At 67.8% G+C, this 20,923-nt stretch carries 20 protein-coding genes, 1 tRNA gene and 1 other RNA gene; 9 read left to right on the top strand and 13 right to left on the bottom strand.

Annotated elements, in window-relative coordinates; all coding sequences use genetic code 11:
* Window positions 1-92: 92 nt before the first annotated feature.
* The 3 genes from ACFVAV_RS17510 to ACFVAV_RS17500 all read right to left on the bottom strand — a co-directional run bounded on the left by ACFVAV_RS17510 (window position 93) and on the right by ACFVAV_RS17500 (window position 2,244).
* Window positions 93-1,382 carry an aminotransferase class I/II-fold pyridoxal phosphate-dependent enzyme gene (locus ACFVAV_RS17510; protein ID WP_379035931.1) on the bottom strand — a complete coding sequence of 430 codons (1,290 nt, stop codon included), beginning with the start codon at window positions 1,380-1,382 and terminating at the stop codon, window positions 93-95.
* Window positions 1,383-1,550: 168 nt separating this feature from the next.
* Window positions 1,551-1,645: signal recognition particle sRNA small type (gene ffs / locus ACFVAV_RS17505), an RNA gene on the bottom strand.
* A 26-nt stretch (window positions 1,646-1,671) separates the two neighbouring features.
* A complete protein-coding gene (locus ACFVAV_RS17500) occupies window positions 1,672-2,244 on the bottom strand; it encodes a TetR/AcrR family transcriptional regulator (RefSeq protein ID WP_379035930.1) in 573 nt (190 codons plus the stop codon).
* Window positions 2,245-2,379: 135 nt separating this feature from the next.
* Here ACFVAV_RS17500 and ACFVAV_RS17495 point away from each other — a divergent pair.
* Together ACFVAV_RS17495 and ACFVAV_RS17490 are read left to right on the top strand one after the other, a co-directional pair.
* Window positions 2,380-2,467: transfer RNA gene (locus tag ACFVAV_RS17495), tRNA-Ser, on the top strand.
* A gap of 261 nt (window positions 2,468-2,728) precedes the next feature.
* Window positions 2,729-3,154, top strand: a complete 426-nt coding sequence (locus ACFVAV_RS17490; RefSeq protein WP_379035929.1) for a DUF5994 family protein — start codon at window positions 2,729-2,731, stop codon at window positions 3,152-3,154.
* 1 nt (window position 3,155) lies between these two features.
* Here ACFVAV_RS17490 and ACFVAV_RS17485 read toward each other — a convergent pair whose 3' ends face one another.
* Window positions 3,156-4,604, bottom strand: a complete 1,449-nt coding sequence (locus ACFVAV_RS17485) for a threonine/serine exporter ThrE family protein (RefSeq protein ID WP_379035927.1) — start codon at window positions 4,602-4,604, stop codon at window positions 3,156-3,158.
* Window positions 4,605-4,689: 85 nt separating this feature from the next.
* Window positions 4,690-4,821, bottom strand: coding sequence for a hypothetical protein (locus ACFVAV_RS17480; RefSeq protein WP_268241490.1), 132 nt, complete (start codon window positions 4,819-4,821; stop codon window positions 4,690-4,692).
* Window positions 4,822-4,950: 129 nt separating this feature from the next.
* Here ACFVAV_RS17480 and ACFVAV_RS17475 point away from each other — a divergent pair, with 129 nt between their 5' ends.
* Both ACFVAV_RS17475 and ACFVAV_RS17470 read left to right on the top strand, forming a co-directional pair.
* On the top strand, window positions 4,951-5,595 hold the full coding sequence (locus ACFVAV_RS17475) for a helix-turn-helix domain-containing protein (RefSeq protein ID WP_379035926.1): 645 nt from the start codon (window positions 4,951-4,953) through the stop codon (window positions 5,593-5,595).
* A gap of 265 nt (window positions 5,596-5,860) precedes the next feature.
* Window positions 5,861-6,325, top strand: a complete 465-nt coding sequence (locus ACFVAV_RS17470; RefSeq protein ID WP_379035925.1) for a helix-turn-helix domain-containing protein — start codon at window positions 5,861-5,863, stop codon at window positions 6,323-6,325.
* Here ACFVAV_RS17470 and ACFVAV_RS17465 read toward each other — a convergent pair.
* Both ACFVAV_RS17465 and ACFVAV_RS17460 read right to left on the bottom strand, forming a co-directional pair.
* A complete protein-coding gene (locus ACFVAV_RS17465; protein WP_379035924.1) occupies window positions 6,322-7,746 on the bottom strand; it encodes a wax ester/triacylglycerol synthase domain-containing protein in 1,425 nt (474 codons plus the stop codon). The two genes, ACFVAV_RS17470 and ACFVAV_RS17465, sit on opposite strands and share 4 nt — an antisense overlap.
* Before the next feature lie 86 nt (window positions 7,747-7,832).
* Window positions 7,833-8,030 (bottom strand): DUF397 domain-containing protein, encoded by a 198-nt coding sequence (locus ACFVAV_RS17460; RefSeq protein ID WP_308248653.1) that lies wholly within the window; start codon window positions 8,028-8,030, stop codon window positions 7,833-7,835.
* A gap of 431 nt (window positions 8,031-8,461) precedes the next feature.
* Between ACFVAV_RS17460 and ACFVAV_RS17455 the strand changes: the two genes are divergently transcribed.
* From ACFVAV_RS17455 to ACFVAV_RS17445, 3 genes are all read left to right on the top strand, one after another.
* Window positions 8,462-8,947 carry a DUF309 domain-containing protein gene (locus tag ACFVAV_RS17455; RefSeq protein ID WP_379035922.1) on the top strand — a complete coding sequence of 162 codons (486 nt, stop codon included), beginning with the start codon at window positions 8,462-8,464 and terminating at the stop codon, window positions 8,945-8,947.
* A gap of 76 nt (window positions 8,948-9,023) precedes the next feature.
* On the top strand, window positions 9,024-9,950 hold the full coding sequence (gluQRS, locus tag ACFVAV_RS17450; protein ID WP_379035921.1) for a tRNA glutamyl-Q(34) synthetase GluQRS: 927 nt from the start codon (window positions 9,024-9,026) through the stop codon (window positions 9,948-9,950).
* A 42-nt stretch (window positions 9,951-9,992) separates the two neighbouring features.
* The gene (locus ACFVAV_RS17445; RefSeq protein WP_379035920.1) at window positions 9,993-10,676 is read left to right on the top strand and encodes an RDD family protein; all 684 of its coding nucleotides are present in this window, start codon (window positions 9,993-9,995) and stop codon (window positions 10,674-10,676) included.
* A gap of 65 nt (window positions 10,677-10,741) precedes the next feature.
* On the opposite strand, the gene ACFVAV_RS17440 is transcribed toward ACFVAV_RS17445, so the two are convergent.
* A complete protein-coding gene (locus tag ACFVAV_RS17440; protein ID WP_379035919.1) occupies window positions 10,742-11,302 on the bottom strand; it encodes a DUF4190 domain-containing protein in 561 nt (186 codons plus the stop codon).
* Window positions 11,303-11,364: 62 nt separating this feature from the next.
* Between ACFVAV_RS17440 and ACFVAV_RS17435 the strand changes: the two genes are divergently transcribed.
* Window positions 11,365-12,138 carry a queuosine precursor transporter gene (locus ACFVAV_RS17435; RefSeq protein ID WP_379035917.1) on the top strand — a complete coding sequence of 258 codons (774 nt, stop codon included), beginning with the start codon at window positions 11,365-11,367 and terminating at the stop codon, window positions 12,136-12,138.
* A 46-nt stretch (window positions 12,139-12,184) separates the two neighbouring features.
* On the opposite strand, the gene tgt is transcribed toward ACFVAV_RS17435, so the two are convergent.
* The 5 genes from tgt to ACFVAV_RS17410 all read right to left on the bottom strand — a co-directional run bounded on the left by tgt (window position 12,185) and on the right by ACFVAV_RS17410 (window position 18,288).
* On the bottom strand, window positions 12,185-13,438 hold the full coding sequence (gene tgt, locus ACFVAV_RS17430) for a tRNA guanosine(34) transglycosylase Tgt (RefSeq protein WP_379035915.1): 1,254 nt from the start codon (window positions 13,436-13,438) through the stop codon (window positions 12,185-12,187).
* Window positions 13,439-13,486: 48 nt separating this feature from the next.
* Complete coding sequence (locus ACFVAV_RS17425) at window positions 13,487-15,394, bottom strand: ABC transporter ATP-binding protein (RefSeq protein WP_379035914.1); 1,908 nt, start codon at window positions 15,392-15,394, stop codon at window positions 13,487-13,489.
* A complete protein-coding gene (locus ACFVAV_RS17420; protein WP_379035913.1) occupies window positions 15,391-17,124 on the bottom strand; it encodes an ABC transporter ATP-binding protein in 1,734 nt (577 codons plus the stop codon). Before ACFVAV_RS17420 ends, ACFVAV_RS17425 begins: the two co-directional genes overlap by 4 nt.
* A gap of 83 nt (window positions 17,125-17,207) precedes the next feature.
* The gene (locus tag ACFVAV_RS17415; protein WP_379035912.1) at window positions 17,208-17,684 is read right to left on the bottom strand and encodes an RrF2 family transcriptional regulator; all 477 of its coding nucleotides are present in this window, start codon (window positions 17,682-17,684) and stop codon (window positions 17,208-17,210) included.
* 10 nt (window positions 17,685-17,694) lie between these two features.
* Window positions 17,695-18,288: a TetR/AcrR family transcriptional regulator gene (locus tag ACFVAV_RS17410; RefSeq protein ID WP_379035911.1), complete on the bottom strand. Its 594-nt coding sequence runs from the start codon at window positions 18,286-18,288 to the stop codon at window positions 17,695-17,697.
* A 204-nt stretch (window positions 18,289-18,492) separates the two neighbouring features.
* Here ACFVAV_RS17410 and ACFVAV_RS17405 point away from each other — a divergent pair, with 204 nt between their 5' ends.
* On the top strand, window positions 18,493-20,787 hold the full coding sequence (locus tag ACFVAV_RS17405) for an MMPL family transporter (protein WP_379035910.1): 2,295 nt from the start codon (window positions 18,493-18,495) through the stop codon (window positions 20,785-20,787).
* The last annotated feature ends 136 nt before the right edge of the window (window positions 20,788-20,923 follow it).

The following is a 20,923-nucleotide window of genomic DNA, read 5'->3' as shown; positions in this document are numbered from 1 at the left end:
GCGCCGTGGCGTAGGCGACGAAGGAGCAAGCCACGGTGCCTGACCGGCGGGACACAAGGGGCCGCCGACTCGAGCGCGCCAGCGCTCCAGGATTACAGCTCGAGCAGCTTTTCCGTGGCTGCGAGCAGCACACAGGTCGCCAGGCCGTCCATCGCCTTCTCCAGTTCCGGCAGCTGCGGGAAGGAGGGGGCGATGCGGATGTTCTTGTCCTCGGGGTCGTTGCCGTACGGGAACGCCGAGCCGGCGGCGGTGAGGGCGATGCCCGCGTCCTTGGCCAGCGCGATCACCCGGGCCGCCGTGCCCTCGAGCACGTCGAGGCTGATGAAGTAGCCGCCCTTGGGCTCGGTCCACGACGCGACCTTGGAGGCGCCGAGGCGGTCCTCCAGAATGCGGCGGACCAGCGCGAACTTCGGCTCGAGCAGCCTGCGGTGCTTCTGCATGTGCTCGCGCACGCCCTCGGCGTCGGTGAAGAAGCGCAGGTGCCGCAGCTGGTTGAGCTTGTCGGGGCCGATGCTCTTCTTCGCCGCGTGCGACAGGTACCAGTCCAGGTTCGCCTTCGACGCGCCGAAGAAGCTCACGCCCGCACCGGCGAAGGTGATCTTGGAAGTGGAGGCGAACACCAGCGGCCGGTTCGGGTTACCCGCCGCCGCGGCCATGCCGAGGACGTCGAGCACCGGCGCGGCGATGTCGGTCAGCGGGTGCACCGCGTAGGCGTTGTCCCAGAACAGCCGGAAGTCCGGCGCGGCGGCCGGCATCGAAACCAGCTCACGGACAACGTCTTCGGAGAAGACGGCACCGGTCGGGTTGGCGTAGTTCGGCACCGCCCACAGGCCCTTGATCTGCGGGTCGTTTGCCAGCAGCGTCGCGATGGCCCTGGTGTCGGGGCCGTCGTTGTTCATCGGGATGGTGATCATCTCGATGCCGAGCGCCTCGGTGATCGCGAAGTGCCGGTCGTAGCCGGGAGCCGGGCACAGCCACTTGATCGTCTCCTCCGCCGCCCAGCGGCGCGGCGAATCCGGGGCGCCGTAGAGCATGGCGAAGACGATGTTGTCGTGCATGAGCTCGAGGCTGGCGTTGTTGCCCGCGATCAGCTGCTCGACCGGGATGCCGAGCAGCTCGCCGAAGATGGCACGCAGTTCGGGCAGGCCGTTGAGGCCGCCGTAGTTGCGGCAGTCGGTGCCAGAGCCGTCGCGGAAATCGCCGTTGCCGGGTAACGCCAGTAGGGACGCGGACAAGTCGAGTTGTTCCGGTGAGGGCTTACCTCGGGTGAGATCCAGCGTGAGCTTCTCGGTCTCGAGCTTCGCGTAATTCGCGGTCTGGGACTCGTGCTCGGACACGAGTTCCGCGTGGCTCATCAAACCGATCTGCGTTTGCCGGGGCATCCTGGGCAGCCTTTCGAAGCAGCAAGGTGGGGGGTGCACGCTGCGCGTGCCGACACCCGCAACGTTACCCGGCGGTTGCTCGGAATCGGTGGGGTATCCGGGGCTGGATGAGGCTCGCACGCTGCGAAGGTGCGTAGGCAGATCGATCCGGCGGGGGTCCCCAGAAAATAAAGGGGACCCCGCGCACCCGGCAGAGCCCGTTGACCCTTGCTGCCTTCCGGCCCTGGGGGAGTTCACAGGATGCGCGCCGCGCGGGATCCGTCGGCCAGTGTAGCGGTTATCGGGCCGGCTAGCGATCGGGGGGATCGAACAGCAGGTCGGCGGCGCGCGCCAGGACCTGGACGCGGGTGCGGCCCTCGTGGTCGGCGGCGAGGAAGTGGCCGCCGATCACCGCGCAGAAGGCGAGCAGGCTGCGGGCTTCCACTTCGTCGGGATCATCGCAGAATTCACCGATCGTCTCGCGCAGCAGCGCCATTCGCCGGTTGTCGACCCGGCGCAGGCGCTCGGCGACGTCGTCGTCGCGGCGGGCCCAGTCACGGATCGCGAGGTCGATCGGCAGCAGCCGGTTGCTGGAGAAGGTGAGCACGCCGGCGAGGCGCGCCTTGGTCTTCGGGTCGACGCCTGCGTTCTCGACCTGCTCGATCACCTGGTCGACGGCTTCGCTCTCCCACACCTCGAGCATGGCGACCAGCAGTGCGTCGCGATCGGCGAAGTAGCCGTAGAACCCGCCTTTGGTGACGCCGATCCGCTTGGCCAGTGCCTCCACCCTGACCGCGTCGACGCCCGAGGAGGCGAGGACCTGCAGGCCTTCCTCGACCCATCGCGACCGGGGAGTTCGCGCGACGCCCACGACGTGTTCCACCTCATATCGCTCGGCTACGACCGCCACCCGAGCGGCCCGAGCCCCCAGTGTACGTATCCGTATAGTCCGCGGATCCGCCGTGACCGACCCGACCCGTTTTTACACCGGGGCACCGAGACCGCTATGCTGCTCCACGGAGGATTCGCCTAGTGGCCTATGGCGCTCGCCTGGAACGCGGGTTGGGTTAACGCCCTCAGGGGTTCAAATCCCCTATCCTCCGCCACAGCAGGGCCCTGATCGGTTCGCCGGTCGGGGCCCTGTTCGTTTAATCGGTGGATCTGTCGGTGGGCTTCCGTAGAGTGAGCCCCGACAGTGCGGGAGACCCCCACCACCCACCGCCGGTGTCGCCGCCACGTCACAGATGTGTGCGTGCCGACACAGTGGAGTGGGTACCCAACCCCAGTGCCCGTCCGTAAACGGACGGCGTGTGCCGGTCGATATTTACCCGACGGCGCCCCAAGACTTCAGAAAGACATCATTCGTAGTGAATACAGCACCTGACACGAGCATCGGTCGCGACGCGACCGGGCCGATCCGGCTGATGCTGCGTGACCGCCATGCCGTCACCGGCCCGATCGACGGCGCCTGGTGGCCGCGCACCGATCAGCCGATGACCGAGCTGCACCAGCTGGTGCACGCGGTGTCGCCGCGCATCGGCAAGCTGGCCCGGCTCGGATTCGACTGGAACGCCGTCGATTCCGATGACGACGCCAAGGGCGAGCAGGCCTCGCGCATCATGCACGTGGTCGGCAGCAACGGCGCCGCGCTGGCGCTGCTCGTCATCCCGGCGGCGACCGAGGCGCCCGCGGCCCGCAGCCAGATGCGCTGGGCGGCAGGCAAACCGCGCGTCCAGGATCCCGCGCCCGCCGAATCCGCGGCCGACGGGCCGCGCACCCTCGTCCAGACTTAGTTCATCGATCGCTGGTGTAGGTCGGGTCGAAGTCGCGCGGCGCACCGCGGCGGCTCAGCAACCGGTCGAACCATTCGCCGAGGACGACACCCGCCGCCAGCGCGCACCCGACACCGAACGCGCCGAGAATCTGCCCGAACCCGAGCAGCGTTTCATCCTCCAGCAGGGCATACAGCCCGCGATACACCTTCAGACCCGGCAGCAGCGGCGTGATGCCCGCGACCGCGACGACCAGCGGCGGCGTCAGCGCCCGCCGCGCCATCAGACCACCGGCCAGACCGACCAGCGTGGCCGCCATACCGGAGGCGACGACCGGACCGAACCCGATGTCCTGCGCGCCGAGGTAGGCCATGGTGCCCGCCGCACCGCTGAGCCCGGCCGCGAACAGGGCGCGGCGCTCGGCATAGCAGGCCAGTGCGAAGGCGATCGCCGCCACCGCACCGGCACTCAACTTGATCGCCAGGTACTCGGTGTCGCGGCCCGCGCTCGCCGCGATCTCCGGCACCGCGATTCCGAGCATCGTCGAAATCCGCAGCGCCAGACCGATACCGGCGACGATGCCGCCGGTCATCATCACCACCTCGAGCATGCGGGCCGCGGCGGTGATCGGCGCGCCGGTGATGGCGTCCTGCACGGAACCGACCAGCTGCTGCCCACTGAGCAGCACGGTGATGCCCGCGGCCACGATCAGCGCGGCGTCGGCCCGCCAATGATCACTGACGGCCGCCAGCGCGATGGCGGGCGCGGCGGCGATGACGCCACCGATCAGATGCTGGAAGAAGATCGGCAGGCCCAGCTGATGCAGCGCCCGGTTGACCACGTCGATCAGCGCGGTCGTCGCGAAACTGATGGCGGCGAGCAGGACACCGCCACCGAGCAGCACCGCGATCGCGGCCGCGAGCAGCGACCAGCCCGCCGTGGACACCCACCGTGGATACGGGTGCCGCGACGAGACGATCTCGTCGAGCGCGGCGTGCGCCTGGTCGACGGGCACGACCTGGGTGCGGATCCGGCGGGTCAGGCGGTCGACCGCGGCCAGCCGGGTGAAGTCGAGCGAGCGGTACTTCACGATCCGCATGTCGCTGGCGGGCGGCAGCCGAGGACCGCGGTCGGCCCAGATGCGGATCGCGTCGAAGGTGACGTCGATATCGCATTTGTCCAAGCCGTAGGTGGAGGCGATGAAACGCACCTGCGCCGAGGTGTCGACGACACCGGTGCCCGCCGACAGCACCACCTCGCCCACCCGCACCGCCAGGTCGAGCACCTGCGACACCTCGGCGTCGTCGGTCAGGTCGATCGGTTGCAGCGGGGTGGGCGCGGCGGTGATGTTGTCGGCGGTGGCCCGCTGCGAGGGCAGGACGAACGGCCTGCGCAACCGCCATCGCCGGTGCAGACCTGGGCGTTCGGTGATCGTGCCGCCGTCGCCTTCCGTCTCCTGGTCCGCACTCATACCACCGACGGTAACGGCGTTCACGGCACGTTCGTCATCTCGCAACGAGTTCGTCAACGTGTCGCGTTGTCCCGGCGCGAACGGCTCAGATGTCCTCGATCAGGCCGGTGCTGTAGGCCGTCGCCGCCAGGTGCTGCAGACAGCGCGGACCACACCCGTCGTGCTGAGTCAGCACGAAACGGGCCTGCTGGAGCGAAGAGATGGGAGAATCGGCCACGCAGTCGGCATGTGCGCTGCGCCAGTGGTCTTCGCGGCCCCGGGCGGCGGCGCGCGATGACGGCGGGTCTGGTGCGGATGTGTCCAGCAGGGTGTGACGGTAGGGGCCGGCGATGGAGGCGATGACTGTATGAACACCGGGACGGGGAAGGTGATCCAGGAGCGGCGGCGGCTGCTCGGGCTGTCGCAGCCCGCGCTCGCCACCGCGATCGGGGTGAGCTCGCGGCAGATCACCCGGTACGAATCCGAGGAGCAGTCGCCGACGCTGCCGGTCGCGATCCGGCTGGCCGACGCGCTGCAGATCTCGCTCGCCGAGTTGGCGGGCATCGTCGACAACCGGATCGACCTGGCGGGCCGGTGGTGGGCAGCCTGGCAGAAAGCGGCGAACCACGGCGACGAGGTCGAGGTAACGCCGGTGACCATCCGGCACGAGGGCGACCATCTGCTGATCGACTCGGCCGCCGAAACCCCTGTCGCGCAGGACGACCCGGCCACGCAGATGCGGGGCGAGATGCGGGTGTGGGACGGTGACGCGCTCACCGGCTGGGTTCGCGGCATGGACGTCGGCTGGCCGATCGGCACCATCTACTACTCGCTGCATCCCCAGGGCGCTCATGCCGTCGGCTCGTGGACGACGAAGTCCGGCGCGGACGGTGTCGTCCGCGGCTGGAGCGCCCTGGCCAGGGAGAAGTCCGACGCCGAGAAGCTCCTGTCGGAACTGGTCCGCACCGACGGCACGGTGGAGTCGTGGCCGGGGAGTTCACGCTCGGACTGAAGCCGCCGCCGGATGTCGTGCACGCTCGGCCGTCCGCGGTCCGCGGGCGGCAGGAGCAGCAGGTAGCGGATCAGCGCTCCGAATACGAACAGTCCCACAGCAATCCACAGGTAGATCTCCATCTGTCCCCTCCGAACCAGTCGATGCTGCACGGGTGGCGCGGTATGGTGATGTCGAAGCCGCCGCAGCAAAGTATGGTCGCCGTCAAGACCTTTTGGACAGCAAAAAGCGTCTACAAACGTCTACAGTTCTCTACGATGGGTCCATGTCCAGTCGGGGCGAGCAGGGGAACGGCGAGACCACCGTCGTCGGAGCACGTTTGCGACAACTCCGCGAAGAGGCCGGGCTATCCCTGGCCGCACTGGCGACCCGCGTCCCCTACTCCCGGGCCGCGCTCGGTCACTACGAAACCGGAACGCGCGCAGTGCCGTCCGAGGTGATCGACTGGTACGAGCGAGTGCACGCGCAATCGGCGCCCGCACTCCCCGCGCCCCGGCGACGCGACCCACGCGCCGCCGACGCCGCCCTCGCCGACGCGATCGCCGCCAAGCTCGGCGCCACCCGCCCGCTCATCGAGATCGGCCGACCACACCAGACCGGCACCGGCTACTTCTGCCCGTTCCGCATCGACGGCCTGGTCGAAGGCGAGGCCACGGGCACCGATCCCGCGACCGCACTGCATTCGGCCTTGCGCGCGATCGGCATCGAATTGCGCCGGAAACGCGACTAGTGCGCCGCGACGACCGCCGCCAGCGACTCGCCGAGCAGGGTCAGATAGCGATCCGGATCGGCCAGTACCGTGGCATCGAAATGCACTGACAGCGTGATGGTTTCGCCGATGCCGTGGACGCCGTGGGTCAGATGCATGACGGTGCCGAGGGCCGGGAAACCACCGGTGAACAGGACGGGGGCGCCGGCGAAGGTGAGATCGGCCGCGCCGCGGTAGACGCTGGAGACCACGGTGTTGCCGTCGAGGGCGTCCGGGACGCTGTTCAGGTCGGCGCGTTCGACGTCACGTGCGGCCAGCACAGCCGGTACCGTCTCGCCGACCCGGTCCTGCACGGCGAGTAGTGGATTCAGTGCGCGCTCGCGGCGGGTGGCGAGGCCGGCGGCGATCAGGCCCGCCCGGACGGCGAGATCGGGTTCGTCGATGTGCAGGTCGATCGACAGGCCACGGTAGTTGTTGCGCGCCGTGCCCGGCGCGGGCACCGCCATCGGCAAGGCGGTCCCGAGACGTTCGGGCCGGTCACCGTGCTCGCCGAGATACTCCGACAGCGCTTGCGATATGGCGGTCAGGGCGACAACTGTGACGGTTCGGCCGGGTACCCGGATATCCGCGGCGTCGACGACCAGTAGCCGCACCCGATGATCGAGCGCGGCTACCGGCGTCGCCGGGTTGACCAGGCACGGCGCGAACCCGGTTGTGGCCGCCGGCACCTCGCCCGCGGCCGTTCGCTCCGCCAATTCCCGCTGCGCTTGGTAGGCCGCGTAGCCGCGCCGGGCTGTGGTGAACAGCTGCCGGGGAAAACGCAGCACGCCAGCTACTCTCGAACCGGCAGTCGATACACAGATCTGTCCACAGTAATCCACAGGCTGTGCAGGAGTTTTCACAGGCCCGACCGGGTGATCTACCGAGTTATCCACAGGTGCACCGGGAGAGCTGGGGACAACTTCACCGGCCACCGCCGTCGCGAAGAGTGATCGCGCGACGGCGGCGGCGCGGGTGCCGTCGGCCAGGGCGTGCGACAGCTGGAGCACCACGATGAGTGCGGGCCCGGCCGCCGTCGGCGCATCACGTACGGCACGGAAAACATGGATGCGCCAAGGGAATTCGGTCGCGTCGACGCCGGTGCCCAGAAGTTCGCCGAGGCGGTCGAGCAGGATAGGCCAGCGCAGACCGCCGGGCCGATGGGTCACGAATTGCTGGGACGTGAATTCGGCGGGCTCCCACCGGGGATAGTCGAGATTGCCCGGTATCTCCCGCAACCGGATCCGCAGATCCGGAATGAACGCGGCGCGTTCGGCCACGAAAGCACGGAGTTCGGCTGTGGTGGCGTCGGTTTCGGCAAAGCAGTAGAGCAGAAACACATCATTGGCGGTCCGCCGCGACAGCCAGAACATCGTCGCGTCACGTGGCGCCATCGTGGTCATCCGGCCACGATAGGCCACCCACAGAGAAGGCCCCGAGTCCTACCGACCCGGGGCCCGTGCTGCCTTCTCGAGGCGCATGGCGCGGGTCAGCCGCGCGCGAACTCTCCCGCGGTGACATCGGCTAGAAACGCTCGCCACTCTCCCGGTCCGAAGGCCAGCACGGGACCGCGACCGCGGTCCTTGGTGTCGCGGACCGCGACATCGCCGCCGGCGAGAAAGGCCACTTCCACGCAGTTCCCATCGGGTCCGCTGTAGGTGCTCTTCCGCCACACAGCGTCCGTCACATCAACCTCCACGGCACTTACTCCTTTGCATGATCGAGAACGGGATTAATCCAGGAATCGTTGCAACATTCCGATATCGGACGCGATCGACGAGTTACTTCGTGGCACACACAGCACTGCCACACGGCGCGCGCAACCGACCGGCACGAACCAGCACATCGAGGCGTTTCCGCCTCCGGGGGCTGCCCCCGCGGAAGAGACACTAGCAGGTCTTCCGCAAGTTTGCGGATGAGAATTTGCTTTCTCATATGGGTTTGCCAAGCTTGCGAAGCTTCACGTTTGCGGGAGCATTGCCGGACCCCCATGCCCATTCCGTACCCGGCAGACACATCAACTATTACTTCCATGTGATTAGTCCGTGATACGTCAATTTCTCCACCGCCCCAACCGTCCCGTGCGCACCATCCGCGGCAGGCGTGGATCATGGGGGAATGATCTCCCGTGACCGTGATGCCGCAGGTCGTGCCCGCAACGACCGCCCCAGGGACCGGCTCGGCAGGCCGCTGCCACCCGGCAGTGCCGGAGTCGCCCGAATTCCGGACGACCTCGAGCTGGCACCCCAGCAAACTCTCACCTTCGCTCAGCAACTGCTGGACGACGGTTTGGCATTCAATGCCCATGAGGTATTGGAGGCGGCGTGGAAGAACGGACCGGTAGCCGAGCGGATGCTCTGGCAGGGGCTCGCGCAATACGCCGTCGGCATCACCCACATCCAGCGTGGAAACGCCAAGGGCGCGGGTACTCTCCTGCGCCGCGCGAGCGAGCGGCTGGGCTCCTACCCGGCGAATGCCCAGCAGCACGAGGTGGACCGCGCCGGGCTGATCGCCCACGCGGCGGAACTGCTCGCCGCGCTCGACGCGGGGACCACCATCGCCGAGGAACGGCTGCGACCGCGGCTGCGCCACGAGCCCACCTGATCGGCGCAGTGGGCGTAGCCCTCGGCAGCCCTGCACACGGCCGGAGCGAAGGCGGAGGTACGCCTAGAATTGCGCAGTGCGATCCAGCCCTCCCACCGGCGCAGGCCGGTACGCCCCGAGCCCCTCGGGTGAACTGCACCTGGGCAATCTGCGCACCGCGATCCTGGCCTGGCTGTTCGCCCGCACCACCGGACGCGCGTTCCTGCTCCGCGTCGACGACCTCGACCGGGTCCGCCCCGGCGCCGCCGAACGCCAGCTCGACGACCTCGCCGCCATCGGCATCGATTGGGACGGCCCCGTTGTGCGCCAGTCCGAGCGGCTGCCGGTCTACGACGCGGCGATCGCCGAACTCACCGCGGCGGGGCGCACCTATGAATGTTTCTGCACCAGACGCGAAATCCAGAAGGCCGCGTCGGCACCACACGGACCGGTGGGCGCCTACCCCGGCACCTGCCGTCATCTGACCAACTGGCAGCGCGCGGCCCGGCACGCCGAAGGACGGTCCGCCGCAGTGCGATTGCGCGCCGACGTCGACGACTTCGAGATCACCGACCTCCTGCACGGCCGATATCACGGCGCCGTCGACGATGTGGTGCTGCGCCGCGGTGACGGCATCCCCGCCTACAACTTGGCCGTTGTCGTCGACGACGCGGCGCAGGGGGTCGACCAGGTGGTCCGCGGCGACGACCTGCTGCCGTCGACACCGCGCCAGGCCTATCTCGCCGAACTGCTCGGCCTCCCCGCACCCACTTACGCGCACGTGCCGCTGGTGCTCAATCAGGAGGGCAAGCGACTGGCCAAACGCGACGGGGCCGTGAGCCTTTCGGACCAACGCGCGCTGGGCAACACGCCCGAGGATGTGGTGGCGGCGATCGCGGATTCACTCGGCTACACCGCACGGACAACAGCCGAGCTCCGCGAAGTATTCGAGGCGGCGCGCGTTCCCGGAAAACCATGGATACTCGAGTCCATCGGGTTGTTCCGACCAGAGGGATGTCCGTAACGTACGCAGGGACCGATCTACTGATCACGACGAGGACGAATTATGACCAGCGGTGGTTACGACCCCAACCAGTACCCGCAGGGCGGTCAGCCCGGCGGCTACGGCCAGGACCCTTACGGCCAGCAGCAGCAGCCGGGTTACGGCCAGCAGCCGGGATACGGGCAGCAGCAGCCCTACGGGCAGCCCCAGCCCGGCTACAACCAGGACCCGTACGGCCAGCAGCAGCAGCCTGCCTACCCGCAGGGCCAGTACGGCCAGCCCGCCTACGGCAATGACCCGTACGGCCAGCAGGGCTACGGCGGCGTGCAGCCGGCCGACCTCGGCATCCGGATCGGCGCGCGCCTGATCGACAACCTGATCGTGAGCATCCCGCTCACGATCGTGATTTACCTCGTGTTCACCGGCAGCACCGCTCAGATCGTCAGCGGCGCTGTCACCTCGCTCGCGATCTACGGCTACTTCATCGGCATGGAAGTCACCCAGGGCACGTCGCTGGGCAAGAAGATGCTCGGCCTGCGCGTCGTCGCTCCCGGCGGTGCGCCGAACCTGACCCCCGAGCAGTCGGCCAAGCGCAACCTGTTCCAGATTGTCGGCCTGATCCCGTGCATCGGCGGGCTGATCAGCCTGGGCCTGGCGATCTACATCATGATCACCATCTCGCAGGACCCGAACAAGCAGGGCTGGCACGACAAGTTCGCCGGCGGCACGCAGGTCGTCAAGGGCTGATTCTCAGCTGACGAAAACGTCAGGGGCGCTTCCGAGTACGGAAGCGCCCCTGTTCGTTTGCGGAGTCAGTACGACGACGTGGACGAATCCAATCCGCCTGCTACGCCGAGCACGATGACGAACACCACGTAGAGCAGTCCGAGCACGAGGGTGATCGCACCGATCCAGATGCCCGCCAACGCCATACCGCGGCCTTCACCGCCGCGCTCCTTGATCTGGTTCAGCGCCATGATGCCGAGCACGATGCCGACGATCGAACCGATGCAGGTGCACAACCCGACCAGCGAGGAGACCAGCGCGCCGATCGCCAGGCCGTTGGTGCCCTGCGGCGGCGGGAATCCGCCGTACGGCTGGTACCCGCCCGCGGCCGGGTAGGCGCCGTAGGCGGGCGGCTGCTGCGGCTGCGGATACTGCGGCGCGGAAGGCTGCTGGTAGCTGGGGTACTGCGGCTGCGACGGCGGCGGGGCAGGCTGCTGCGGGTACTGCGGCGTCGACGGGTAGTTCGAAGGCTGCGACGGCTGCTGCTGCGGGTACTGCGGCACCGAACCCGGCGCGCCGGACTCCGGCGACACGCCGGAGCCGCCGTACTGCTTCCACCATTCGTCGGAATCGCCGGGATTCGTCATTGGTACAGCCTATTCCACAACCCGCGCCCGTGAGGCACCCCGACCTTGGTTGGATAGGAGCCGTGACTGATGCAAACACGCTCGACCAACCTGCCGAATCTGGGCGCCCCGCGCCGGACCACGCGGCGTTCGCCCAGGTTGCGCGGGGGTTCTACCCGGTAATTGTCGCCCTGTTCACGGCGACGCTGATCATCTCCAACATCTGCGCCACCAAGGGCGTCGAGTTCTTCGCCGACAAGTCGGTGATGCTGGGCCCGGTACAGATCCTGCCGATCGCGACCGACGGCGCCTTCTTCCTCTTCCCGCTCGCCTACATCCTCGGTGACGTGCTCAGCGAGGTGTACGGCTTCCGTGCCACCCGCCACGCCATCTACACCGGTTTCGCCGCGCTGCTGCTGACCGTCGGCGCCTTCGCGATCGCGATCCGGCTACCCGCCGCCGGCTTCTACGAGAACCAGGAAGCGTTCCGCACGGTCATCGGCACCACACCGCAGCTGGTACTGGCCGGTCTGGCCGGCTACTTCGTCGGGCAGCTGCTGAACTCGGCCACCCTGGTACTGATCAAGGAACGCACCAAGGAGAAGCACCTGTGGGCCCGGTTGCTCGGCTCCACCGTGGTCGGCGAGTTCGCCGACACGCTGATCTTCTGCTCGATCGCCGCCACCGCCATCGGGATCGACAGCTGGCAGTCGTTCGTCAACTACGTGATCGTCGGCTTCCTGTGGAAGACGCTGGTCGAGATCATCGTCATGCCGATCACCTACCGCGTGATCGCGTTCCTCAAGAAGACCGAACCGACCTACGCGCCAGCGAAGGCAGACGCGCTGCACGACTGAGTCGGCAAGGGGCGGCGGGCCGGATTCCGGTCCGCCGCTTCGCGTCTTATGCCCCGGGGGCCTTGACCCGGCCCTTCCACCGCCCGAGGAACTCGGCCTTGAACTCGTCGAAGTAGCCGCCCTCGATGCTCTCGCGAATCCGGTCGACCAGCCGCACGGTGAACCGCTCGTTGTGGATCGTGCAGAGCGTGGCCGAGAGCATCTCCTTGGCCTTGAACAGGTGATGCAGGTACGCGCGGGTGTAATGCGCGCAGGTGTAGCAGTCGCAGTTCTCGTCGATCGGGGTGAAATCGCGGCGGAAGCGGCTGGTGTTGATGTTGAACCGGCCCTCGTCGACGTAGATCGCCGCGTTGCGCGCCACCCGGGACGGGTTGACGCAGTCGAAGGTGTCGGCGCCGTTCTCGATGGCGACGAACATGTCCTCGGGTTCGCTGATGCCGAGCATGTGGCGCGGCTTGTGCTCGGGCAGTTCGTCGCAGCACCAGCCGACGATGGTGCCGAGGTTGTGCTTCTCCAGCGCGCCGCCGATGCCGTAGCCGTCGAATTCCGTGCCGCCGGAACCGCGGATCTCCTCCAGCTCGCGACAAGCCTTTCGCCGCAGGTCCTCGTACTGCGCGCCCTGGATCACCGCGAACAGCGCCTGGTACGGCCGGTGGCCGCGGTCGCCGGTGAGCTTCTCGTGTTCATCGATGCAGCGCTGCGCCCAGTCGTGCGTGCGCTGGAGCGATTTCTCCTGGTAGCCGCGGGTATTCAGCAGCGTCGTTAGCTCGTCGAAGGCGAACATGATGTCGGCGCCGAGCTGATGCTGGATGCCCATCGACACCTCGGGCGTGAAGCGATGCTTCGAACCGTCCAGGTGCGAGCGGAAGGTGACGCCGTCGTCGTCGACGGTGGCGAGGCGTTCCTTGCCCGCGGCGATCACCTCGTCGGAGCGGATGTCGACGGCCTCCATCGCGAGCACCTTCTTGAACCCGACGCCCAGCGACATCACCTGGAAGCCCCCGCTGTCGGTGAAGGTGGGGCCGGACCAGTTCATGAACTTGCCGAGGCCACCGGCGTCGTCGACGATGTCGGCGCCCGGCTGCAGGTACAGGTGGTAGGCGTTGGCCAGCAGCGCCTGGGCGCCCAGGTCCTTCATCGTCTCCGGCAGCACCGCCTTCACCGACGCCTTGGTGCCGACCGGGATGAAGGCGGGCGTGGCGATCTCCCCGTGCGGGGTACCGATGACGCCGGTACGGCCGTGCCGCCCGCCGTCGAGACGGGCGCCTACGGTGAAGGAGAACTCGCTGGGATCGGCCACCCGCCCATCGTGCCAGGGCTGCCCGGCGCGGCACCGGACACCCTGTTCCTACAGTTCCGCCGCCGCGAACTGCGCGTTGTACAGGCGGTAGTACGCGCCCCGTTCCTCGAGCAGCCGCTCGTGCGAGCCGTGTTCGACGATGCGGCCCTTTTCCATCACCACGATCAGGTCGGCGTCGCGGATGGTGGAGAGGCGGTGGGCGATCACGAAGCTGGTCCGGTCTCGGCGCAGGGCCGCGGTCGCGTGCTGGACCAGCAGTTCGGTGCGGGTGTCGACCGAGCTGGTCGCCTCGTCCAGGATCAGGATCGACGGCTTGGCCAGGAACGCGCGGGCGATGGTGATCAGCTGCTTCTCACCCGCGCTGACACCGCCACCCTCCTCGTCGATCACCGTGTCGTAGCCGTGCGGCAGCGCGTGCACGAACCGGTCGACGTAGGCGGCGCGGGCCGCGGCGAGGATGTCGTGTTCGGAGGCGTTGGGATCGCCGTAGGCGATGTTCTCCCGGATCGTGCCCTTGAACAGCCAGGTGTCCTGCAACACCATGCCGATCCGGGACCGGAGGTGGTCGCGGGTGATGGTGGTGATGTCGACGTCGTCGATCGCGATGGTGCCCGCGTCGAGTTCGTAGAAGCGCATCAGCAGGTTGACCAGGGTGGTCTTGCCCGCGCCGGTCGGGCCGACGATGGCGACCACGTGCCCGGGATCGGCGACCAGCGACAGCCGCTCGATGACCGGGACCTCGGGCTCGTAGCCGAACGACACCGCCTCGAACTCGACCCGGCCGCGATCGACCGGACGCGGGTTCTCCACCGCCGGGTCGGGGCTCTGCTCCTCGGCGTCGAGGATCTCGAAGATCCGCTCGGCCGAGGCGACGCCGGACTGCAGCAGGTTGGCCATCGCGCCGATCTGGGTGAGCGGCTGGCTGAACTGGCGCGAGTACTGGATGAAGGCCTGCACCTCACCCAGCGACAGGTTGCCTGTCGCCACCCGCAGGCCACCGACCAGCGCGATGAACACGAAGTTCACGTTCCCGAGGAACATGATGGCGGGCATGATCAGGCCGGAGATGAACTGTGCCTTGAAGCTCGCGTCGTAGAGCTTCTGGTTGCGCTCGTCGAACTCCTTGCCGACCTCCCGGCTGCGGCCGAACGCGGTGATGATCTCGTGGCCGGTGTAGGCCTCCTCGACCGAGGCGTTCACCGCGCCGGTGTACTTCCACTGGTCGACGAAGTGCGGCTTGGATCGCTTGGCGATCTGCGCGGTGACCACGATCGCGGCGGGCACGGTGAGCAGGGCGATCAGCGCCAGCAGCGGCGAGATCCAGAACATCATGATCAGGATGCCGACCACGGTGAACAGCGAGACCAGCAGCTGGCTGATCGTCTGCTGCAGGCTCTGCGAGACATTGTCGACGTCGTTGGTGACGCGGCTGAGCACGTCGCCGCGCGGCGCGGTGTCGAAGTAGCGCAGCGGCAGGCGGTGCAGCTTGTTCTCCACCTCGTCGCGCAGCCGCTTCACCGTCCGGTTGATGACGATGTTGAGCAGGTAGCCCTGCAACCAGCCGAACACCGAGGCCGCCACGTACAGCGCGAGCACGATCATCAGCACCCGGGCGACGGCGTCGAAATCGATGCCGGTACCGGGGATGACGTCCATCGCCGAGAGCATGTCGGCGCGGGTGTTCTCGCCCCGGTCGCGCAGCATCTCGATGGTCTGTTCCTTGGTGAACCGCGGATCGAGCTGCTTGCCGACGAAGCCGTCGAAGACCAGGTTGGTGGCCTTGCCGAGCAGGTAGGGACCCAGTGTGTTGAGCACCACCGAGGTGATCACCAGGCCGATGATCGTGCCGACGGCGACGCGTTCCGGCGCGAGCCTGCGCAGCAGGCGCTTCAGCGACGGTCCGAACGATTTGGCCTTCGTGCCCGGGGCGCCGGGCACGGGTCCACCTGGCCTCATCGAGCCTCCTCCACACTCAGCTGGGACTCGACGATCTCGCGGTACTCGGGGCACCGCTGCATCAGGTGTTCATGGGTGCCGATGCCGGCCATCGCACCGTCTTCGAGGACGACGATCTGGTCGGCGTCGCGAATGGTCGCGATCCGCTGGGCGACGATGATCACCGACGCGTCGGCGGTCTCCGGCTTCAGCGCCGCGCGCAGCCTGGCGTCGGTGGCGACATCGAGCGCGGAGAAGGAATCGTCGAACAGGTAGACGCGCGGCTTGCGCACCAGCGCGCGGGCGATGCACAGGCGCTGGCGCTGGCCACCGGACACGGTGGTGCCGCCCTGGGCGACCGGCGTATCGAGCCCCTGCGGCATCTCGCGCACGAAATCGGCCGCCTGGGCGACCTCGAGCGCATGCCAGAGTTCCGCGTCGGTGGCGTCGGGTTTGCCGTAGCGCAGGTTGCTCGCGATGGTGCCGGAGAACAGGTACGCCTTCTGCGGTACCAATCCGATCCCGCCGCGCAGGCTCTCGAGGTCTAGGTGGCGCACGTCGGTGCCGCCGACGTAGACCGCACCGTCGGTGACGTCGATCAGTCGCGGGATCAGGTTGATCAGGGTGGTCTTGCCCGAGCCGGTGGAACCGACGATCGCGGTGGTGGTGCCGGGGGCGACCTGGAAGCGGATGCCGCGCAGCACCGGCTTCTCCGCACCGGGGAAGGCGAATTCGGCGAACTGCATGTCGACCGCGGCCGGGTCACCGGCGAAGGGCTGCGGCAGCCGCGGTGGCCGCACCGAGGACTCGGTCTCGAGCACCGCGCCGATCCGGTCGGCCGAGACGGCGGCGCGCGGCGCCATCATGGCCAGGAACGAGGCCATCATGACGGCCATCAGGATCTGCATGATGTAGGACAGCAGCGCGGTGAGCGAGCCGATCTGCATGGTGCCGTTGTCGACGTGGTGGCCGCCGAACCAGATCACCGCGACCGCGGTGAGGTTGCTGATCAGCATGACCGTCGGGAACATCAGCGCCATCAGCTTGCCCACGCGCAGCGAGGCGTCGGTGAGCGCGGTGTTGGCCATCCCGAAGCGCCAGATCTCCTGCCGTTCCCGCACGAACGCCCGCACGACGCGGATACCGGTGATCTGCTCGCGCAGCACCCGGTTCACGTCGTCGATCCGCGCCTGCATCTGCCGGAAGCCGGGCACCATCCGCGCCACGATCGTGCCCATGGCCAGCGCCAGCGCCGGGACCGCGATGAGCAGCAGCCAGGACAGCCCTAGGTCTTCGCGCAGCGCCATGATGATGCCGCCGATGCACATGATCGGAGCCATCACCAGAATCGTCACCGACATGACGATGAGCAGCTGCACCTGCTGGATGTCGTTGGTCGAGCGGGTGATCAGCGACGGTGCGCCGAACAGGCCGACCTCCCTGGCCGAGAACGTCTCGACCCGGTGCAGCACGCCACCGCGCATATCCCGGCCCGCGCCCATGGCCGCCTGCGCACCGAAGTAGACCGACGCCGAGGACGCCACGATCTGCACACAGCTGACCGCGAGCATCCACAGGCCGGTGGTCCAGATGTAGCCGATATCGCCCTGGGTGACACCGTTGTCGATCAGGTCGGCATTGAGACTGGGCAGGTAGAGCATCGCGATGACCGAGATCAGCTGGAGTACGAGAACCCCCGCCAGCTGGGCGCGGTACGGGGCCAGGTAGGTCCGCAGCAGGGTGATCAACATGATGGTCGCAGGCTACCGCGTGCCGGTAACCGGTGCCGCTAGGTTTTCACAGGCTGTGGATAAGTTCCCGGCCTGTGGACAACTCATGGCGCGGCAGGCGTTCGCGGCTCGCGACGCACCCACGCGCCGGGGTCGGCGACGAGCTCGCCGATGAAGCCGGGCAGCCGATCCGCCGCGATATCGGCGATCGACACGTTCTCCAGCACGGCCCTGATATTGACCCGAAGCGCGATCCACACCTGCTGCAGCGGTTCGGCGGCGCCGGGATAGCGCACGTCCTCGGGTCGCTGCCCGCGCACCGAGGCCAGCGGCGATTCCACGGCACGGATGACGTCGGCCACCGAGATCTCCGACGCGGGCCTGCCGAGGCGATAGCCGCCGTCGGGTCCGCGCCTGCTCAGCACGAGGTCAGCGCGGCGCAGCTCGGACAGGACGGTCTCGAGCACCTTCGGTGGGATCTGCGCTGCGGCGGCGATGGCCTCGGCCTTGACGACTCCGTCGGCCGCGGCGAGCTCGAGCAACGTTCGCACCGCGTAATCGACCCTGGCGGTGATATGCACGGTCTCGAACTTACGCGGTGCCGCACGCGGTCAGTACGCAGGTCGCCGCGTCGAGCAGGGTCTTCTCGACGATGGTGTCGGTGGCGCCCGGCGCCAGTTCGGTCGACAGCAGCGCGACACCGAGCACCTCGATCGCGGCGGCGGCCCGCAGCAGTGACTCCTGCGTCGGGTCGGGACCGGCCAGCCACACCCGGAACTCCCTGGTCGGTTCCATCAGATCGGGGTAGCGATCGGCGATCGCGTTGACGATCGCGGCGGTGTCGCGCACGCAGAGCGCGCCCGCGGCGCGGTGCCGGATCATCCCGCGCAGGTAGGTGCGCAGGACCGCGCGGATGCCCTCGTCGTTGTACGGGACGGCGTCGATGTCTTCGACGATGTCGCGCATGTGATCGATGATCGGGTCGATGATCGCGATCAGCAGATCGAGCTTCGACGGGTAGTGGTAGTAGAGCGAGGCCTTTGTGATTCCCACCATATCGGCGACCTCGCGCAGGCTCGCCTGCTCGAATCCCTTGGCCGCGAACAGCTGTACCGCGGCGTCGCGGATCGCCTCTTTAGTGCTTCTACCTGCGGTGACGGTATCGGCGATGCCTCGGGAAGCCATCGGGCAATCCTTCCACGATTCGGTGTAACCTCTGCGGCACCCCCAAAAATTGAGGTTGCCCCTCCACTTACCGTATCGCTATTCTACCTACCGCACGGTAGGCAGAAAACGACGATGTGGAGGCGGGTCACCCAGGGGACGACCCGCGAGTGCTGTCTACGAGCCTGATCCCACCCGAGTTCTTCGCGCTAGGAGCACACCCTCGTGTCCGTATACCTGTACAGATGGGGAAAGTTCGCTTTCCGCCGCAAATGGATCGTGTTGCCGGTCTGGCTACTGCTTTTCGTTCTGCTCGGCGGCCTGGGCGCGACGCTCAGCAAGCCGATGACCAACGACTTCAGCATGCCCTCGCTGCCGTCGGCGCGAGCCAACGACATCCTCGACAAGCACTTCCCCGGCATGTCCGAACAGTTCAAGTTCGACGCCGTCGCCGGCACCTACGTGATCGGCGCACCGGAGGGTCAGAAGCTGACCGACCCGGCCAACCGCGCCGCGATCGACGCCTTCATCACCAAGCTCGGTGAACTGCAGATCGTCGATCACGAGAAGCCGCTCATGAGCCCGATCGAGCTGACCGACAAGATGGGCTGCCTGAGCAACCCCGACCCGTCGCAGTGCTCGGGCGCGCCGCTCAACGTGCTCAGCTCGACCGCGCCGCAGAGCGTCGCGGTGCTGAACGTGCCGTTCACCATCAAGGCCGTCACCGATGTGACCGACGCCGAGCGTGCGGCCGCCTACGACGTCGCCGCCGAGGCCCGCAACGCCGGCCTGACCGTCGAGCTCAGCGGTTCCGTCGCGATGAAGCAGGAGCAGCCGAGCGGCAAGTCCGAGCTGATCGGCATGGGTGTCGCGCTGATCGTGATGGTGGTGGCCTTCGGCGCCATCGTCGCCGCGGTCGTGCCGATCGTCACCGCCATCGTCGGCCTCGGCGCCGCGACCTCGCTGATCATGCTCGGTACCTCGGTCATGGAGGTGCCCAGCTTCACCACCTTCCTGGCCTCGATGATCGGTATCGCGCTCTCGATCGACTACGCGCTGTTCATCGTCTCGCGCTACAAGCACGAACTGGCCGTGCGTGATTCGGCCGAGGAAGCCGCGGGCACCGCGCTCGGCACCGCCGGTTCGGCCGTCGTCTTCGCCGGTCTGACCGTCATCATCGCGCTCGGCGCGCTCAGCATCGTCGGCGTGCAGTTCCTGACCTTCATGGGTCTGGGTGGCGCCATCGCCGCCGGTTTCGCGGTGCTCACCGCGATCACGCTGATGCCGGCGCTGATGGGCGCCTTCGGCAAGTCACTGTTCAAGCCGAAGCTGCCGCTGGTCGCCCAGCACGACCCCGAGAACGAGAACTCGGTCACCAACGGCCAGCGTTTCGCCCGCCTGATCGGCAAGGCCCCGTGGGTCGCGCTGATCCTGTCGGTGGTCGTGCTCGGTGCGCTCGCCGCCCCCGCGGCCGGCCTGAATCTGGGTCTGCCCGGCGAGGACTCGATGCCGAAGACCTCCACCGTCCGCAAGGCCTACGAGCTGCGCACCGACGGCTTCGGCGAGGGCAGCAACGGCGTGCTGATGGTCGTCACCGATCTCAGCGCGGTGCCCGAGGACCAGCGTGAGGCCGCAGTCGGCGCGCTGCGCGACCGGCTCGCGTCCTACGACGGCATGGACTACGTCACCGAGCCGCAGTGGAGCGAGAACAAGCAGGGCGCCATGCTCAACGGCGTGCCGAAGTCGGGCCCCAACAACCAGGCCACCAAGGACCTGGTCGCCGAGGCGCGCGGCGCCGAAGGCGAGCTGCAGGCCAAGTACGGCATGGAGTACGGCATCACCGGCACCACCGCCATCTACGCCGACGTCGACCACGTGCTGCTCAGCAAGATCGTGCCGTACCTGGCGATCGTGGCGGGCGCCGCGTTCGTCCTGCTGATCCTGGTGTTCCGCTCGATCCTGGTCCCGCTCACCGCGGCCCTCGGCTTCCTGCTGTCGATGGCGGCGACCTTCGGCGCGACCGTGCTGATCTTCCAGGAGGGCAAGCTCGGCCTCATCGAGGACCCGCAGCCGCTGGTCAGCTTCCTGCCGATCATGTTGATCGGCTTGGTATTCGGCCTGGCCATGGACTACCAGGTGTTCCTGGTGACCCGCATGCGCGAGGAATTCGTGCACGGCAAGTCGCCCAAGGACGCGATGGTCTCCGGCTACCACCACGGCGCCCGCGTCGTGACCTCGGCGGCGATCATCATGATCTCGGTGTTCGGCTCGTTCATCCTGGAAACCGATGTCACCGCGAAGTCCTTCGGCTTCGCGCTGGCCGCCGGTGTGGCGATCGACGCCTTCATCGTCCGCATGATCGTGGTGCCCGCGCTGCTGGTCATCATGGGCAAGTGGTCCTGGTGGATCCCGAAGTGGCTCGACCGCATCCTGCCCGATATCGACGTCGAGGGTTCGAAGCTCGAGCAGCTGCGTAACCAGGGCGCCGAGACGGTGAAGCACCCGGTTCCGGTCGCCTGACCCGACCCCGCCGCACGGCCCCGCAATCCACTCCAGGATTGCGGGGCCGTCGTGTTTTCCGCCCCACCGCGGCCCGGCAGTTGCTTGATATCGCGGTGACCTGGCACCAGACTCAGGACTAGTTCGACCCGGCTGC

This window comes from Nocardia sp. NPDC057663 (genome assembly GCF_042799895.1).
GTDB lineage: Bacteria > Actinomycetota > Actinomycetes > Mycobacteriales > Mycobacteriaceae > Nocardia.
This window is presented reverse-complemented; position numbering and strand designations above follow the sequence as displayed.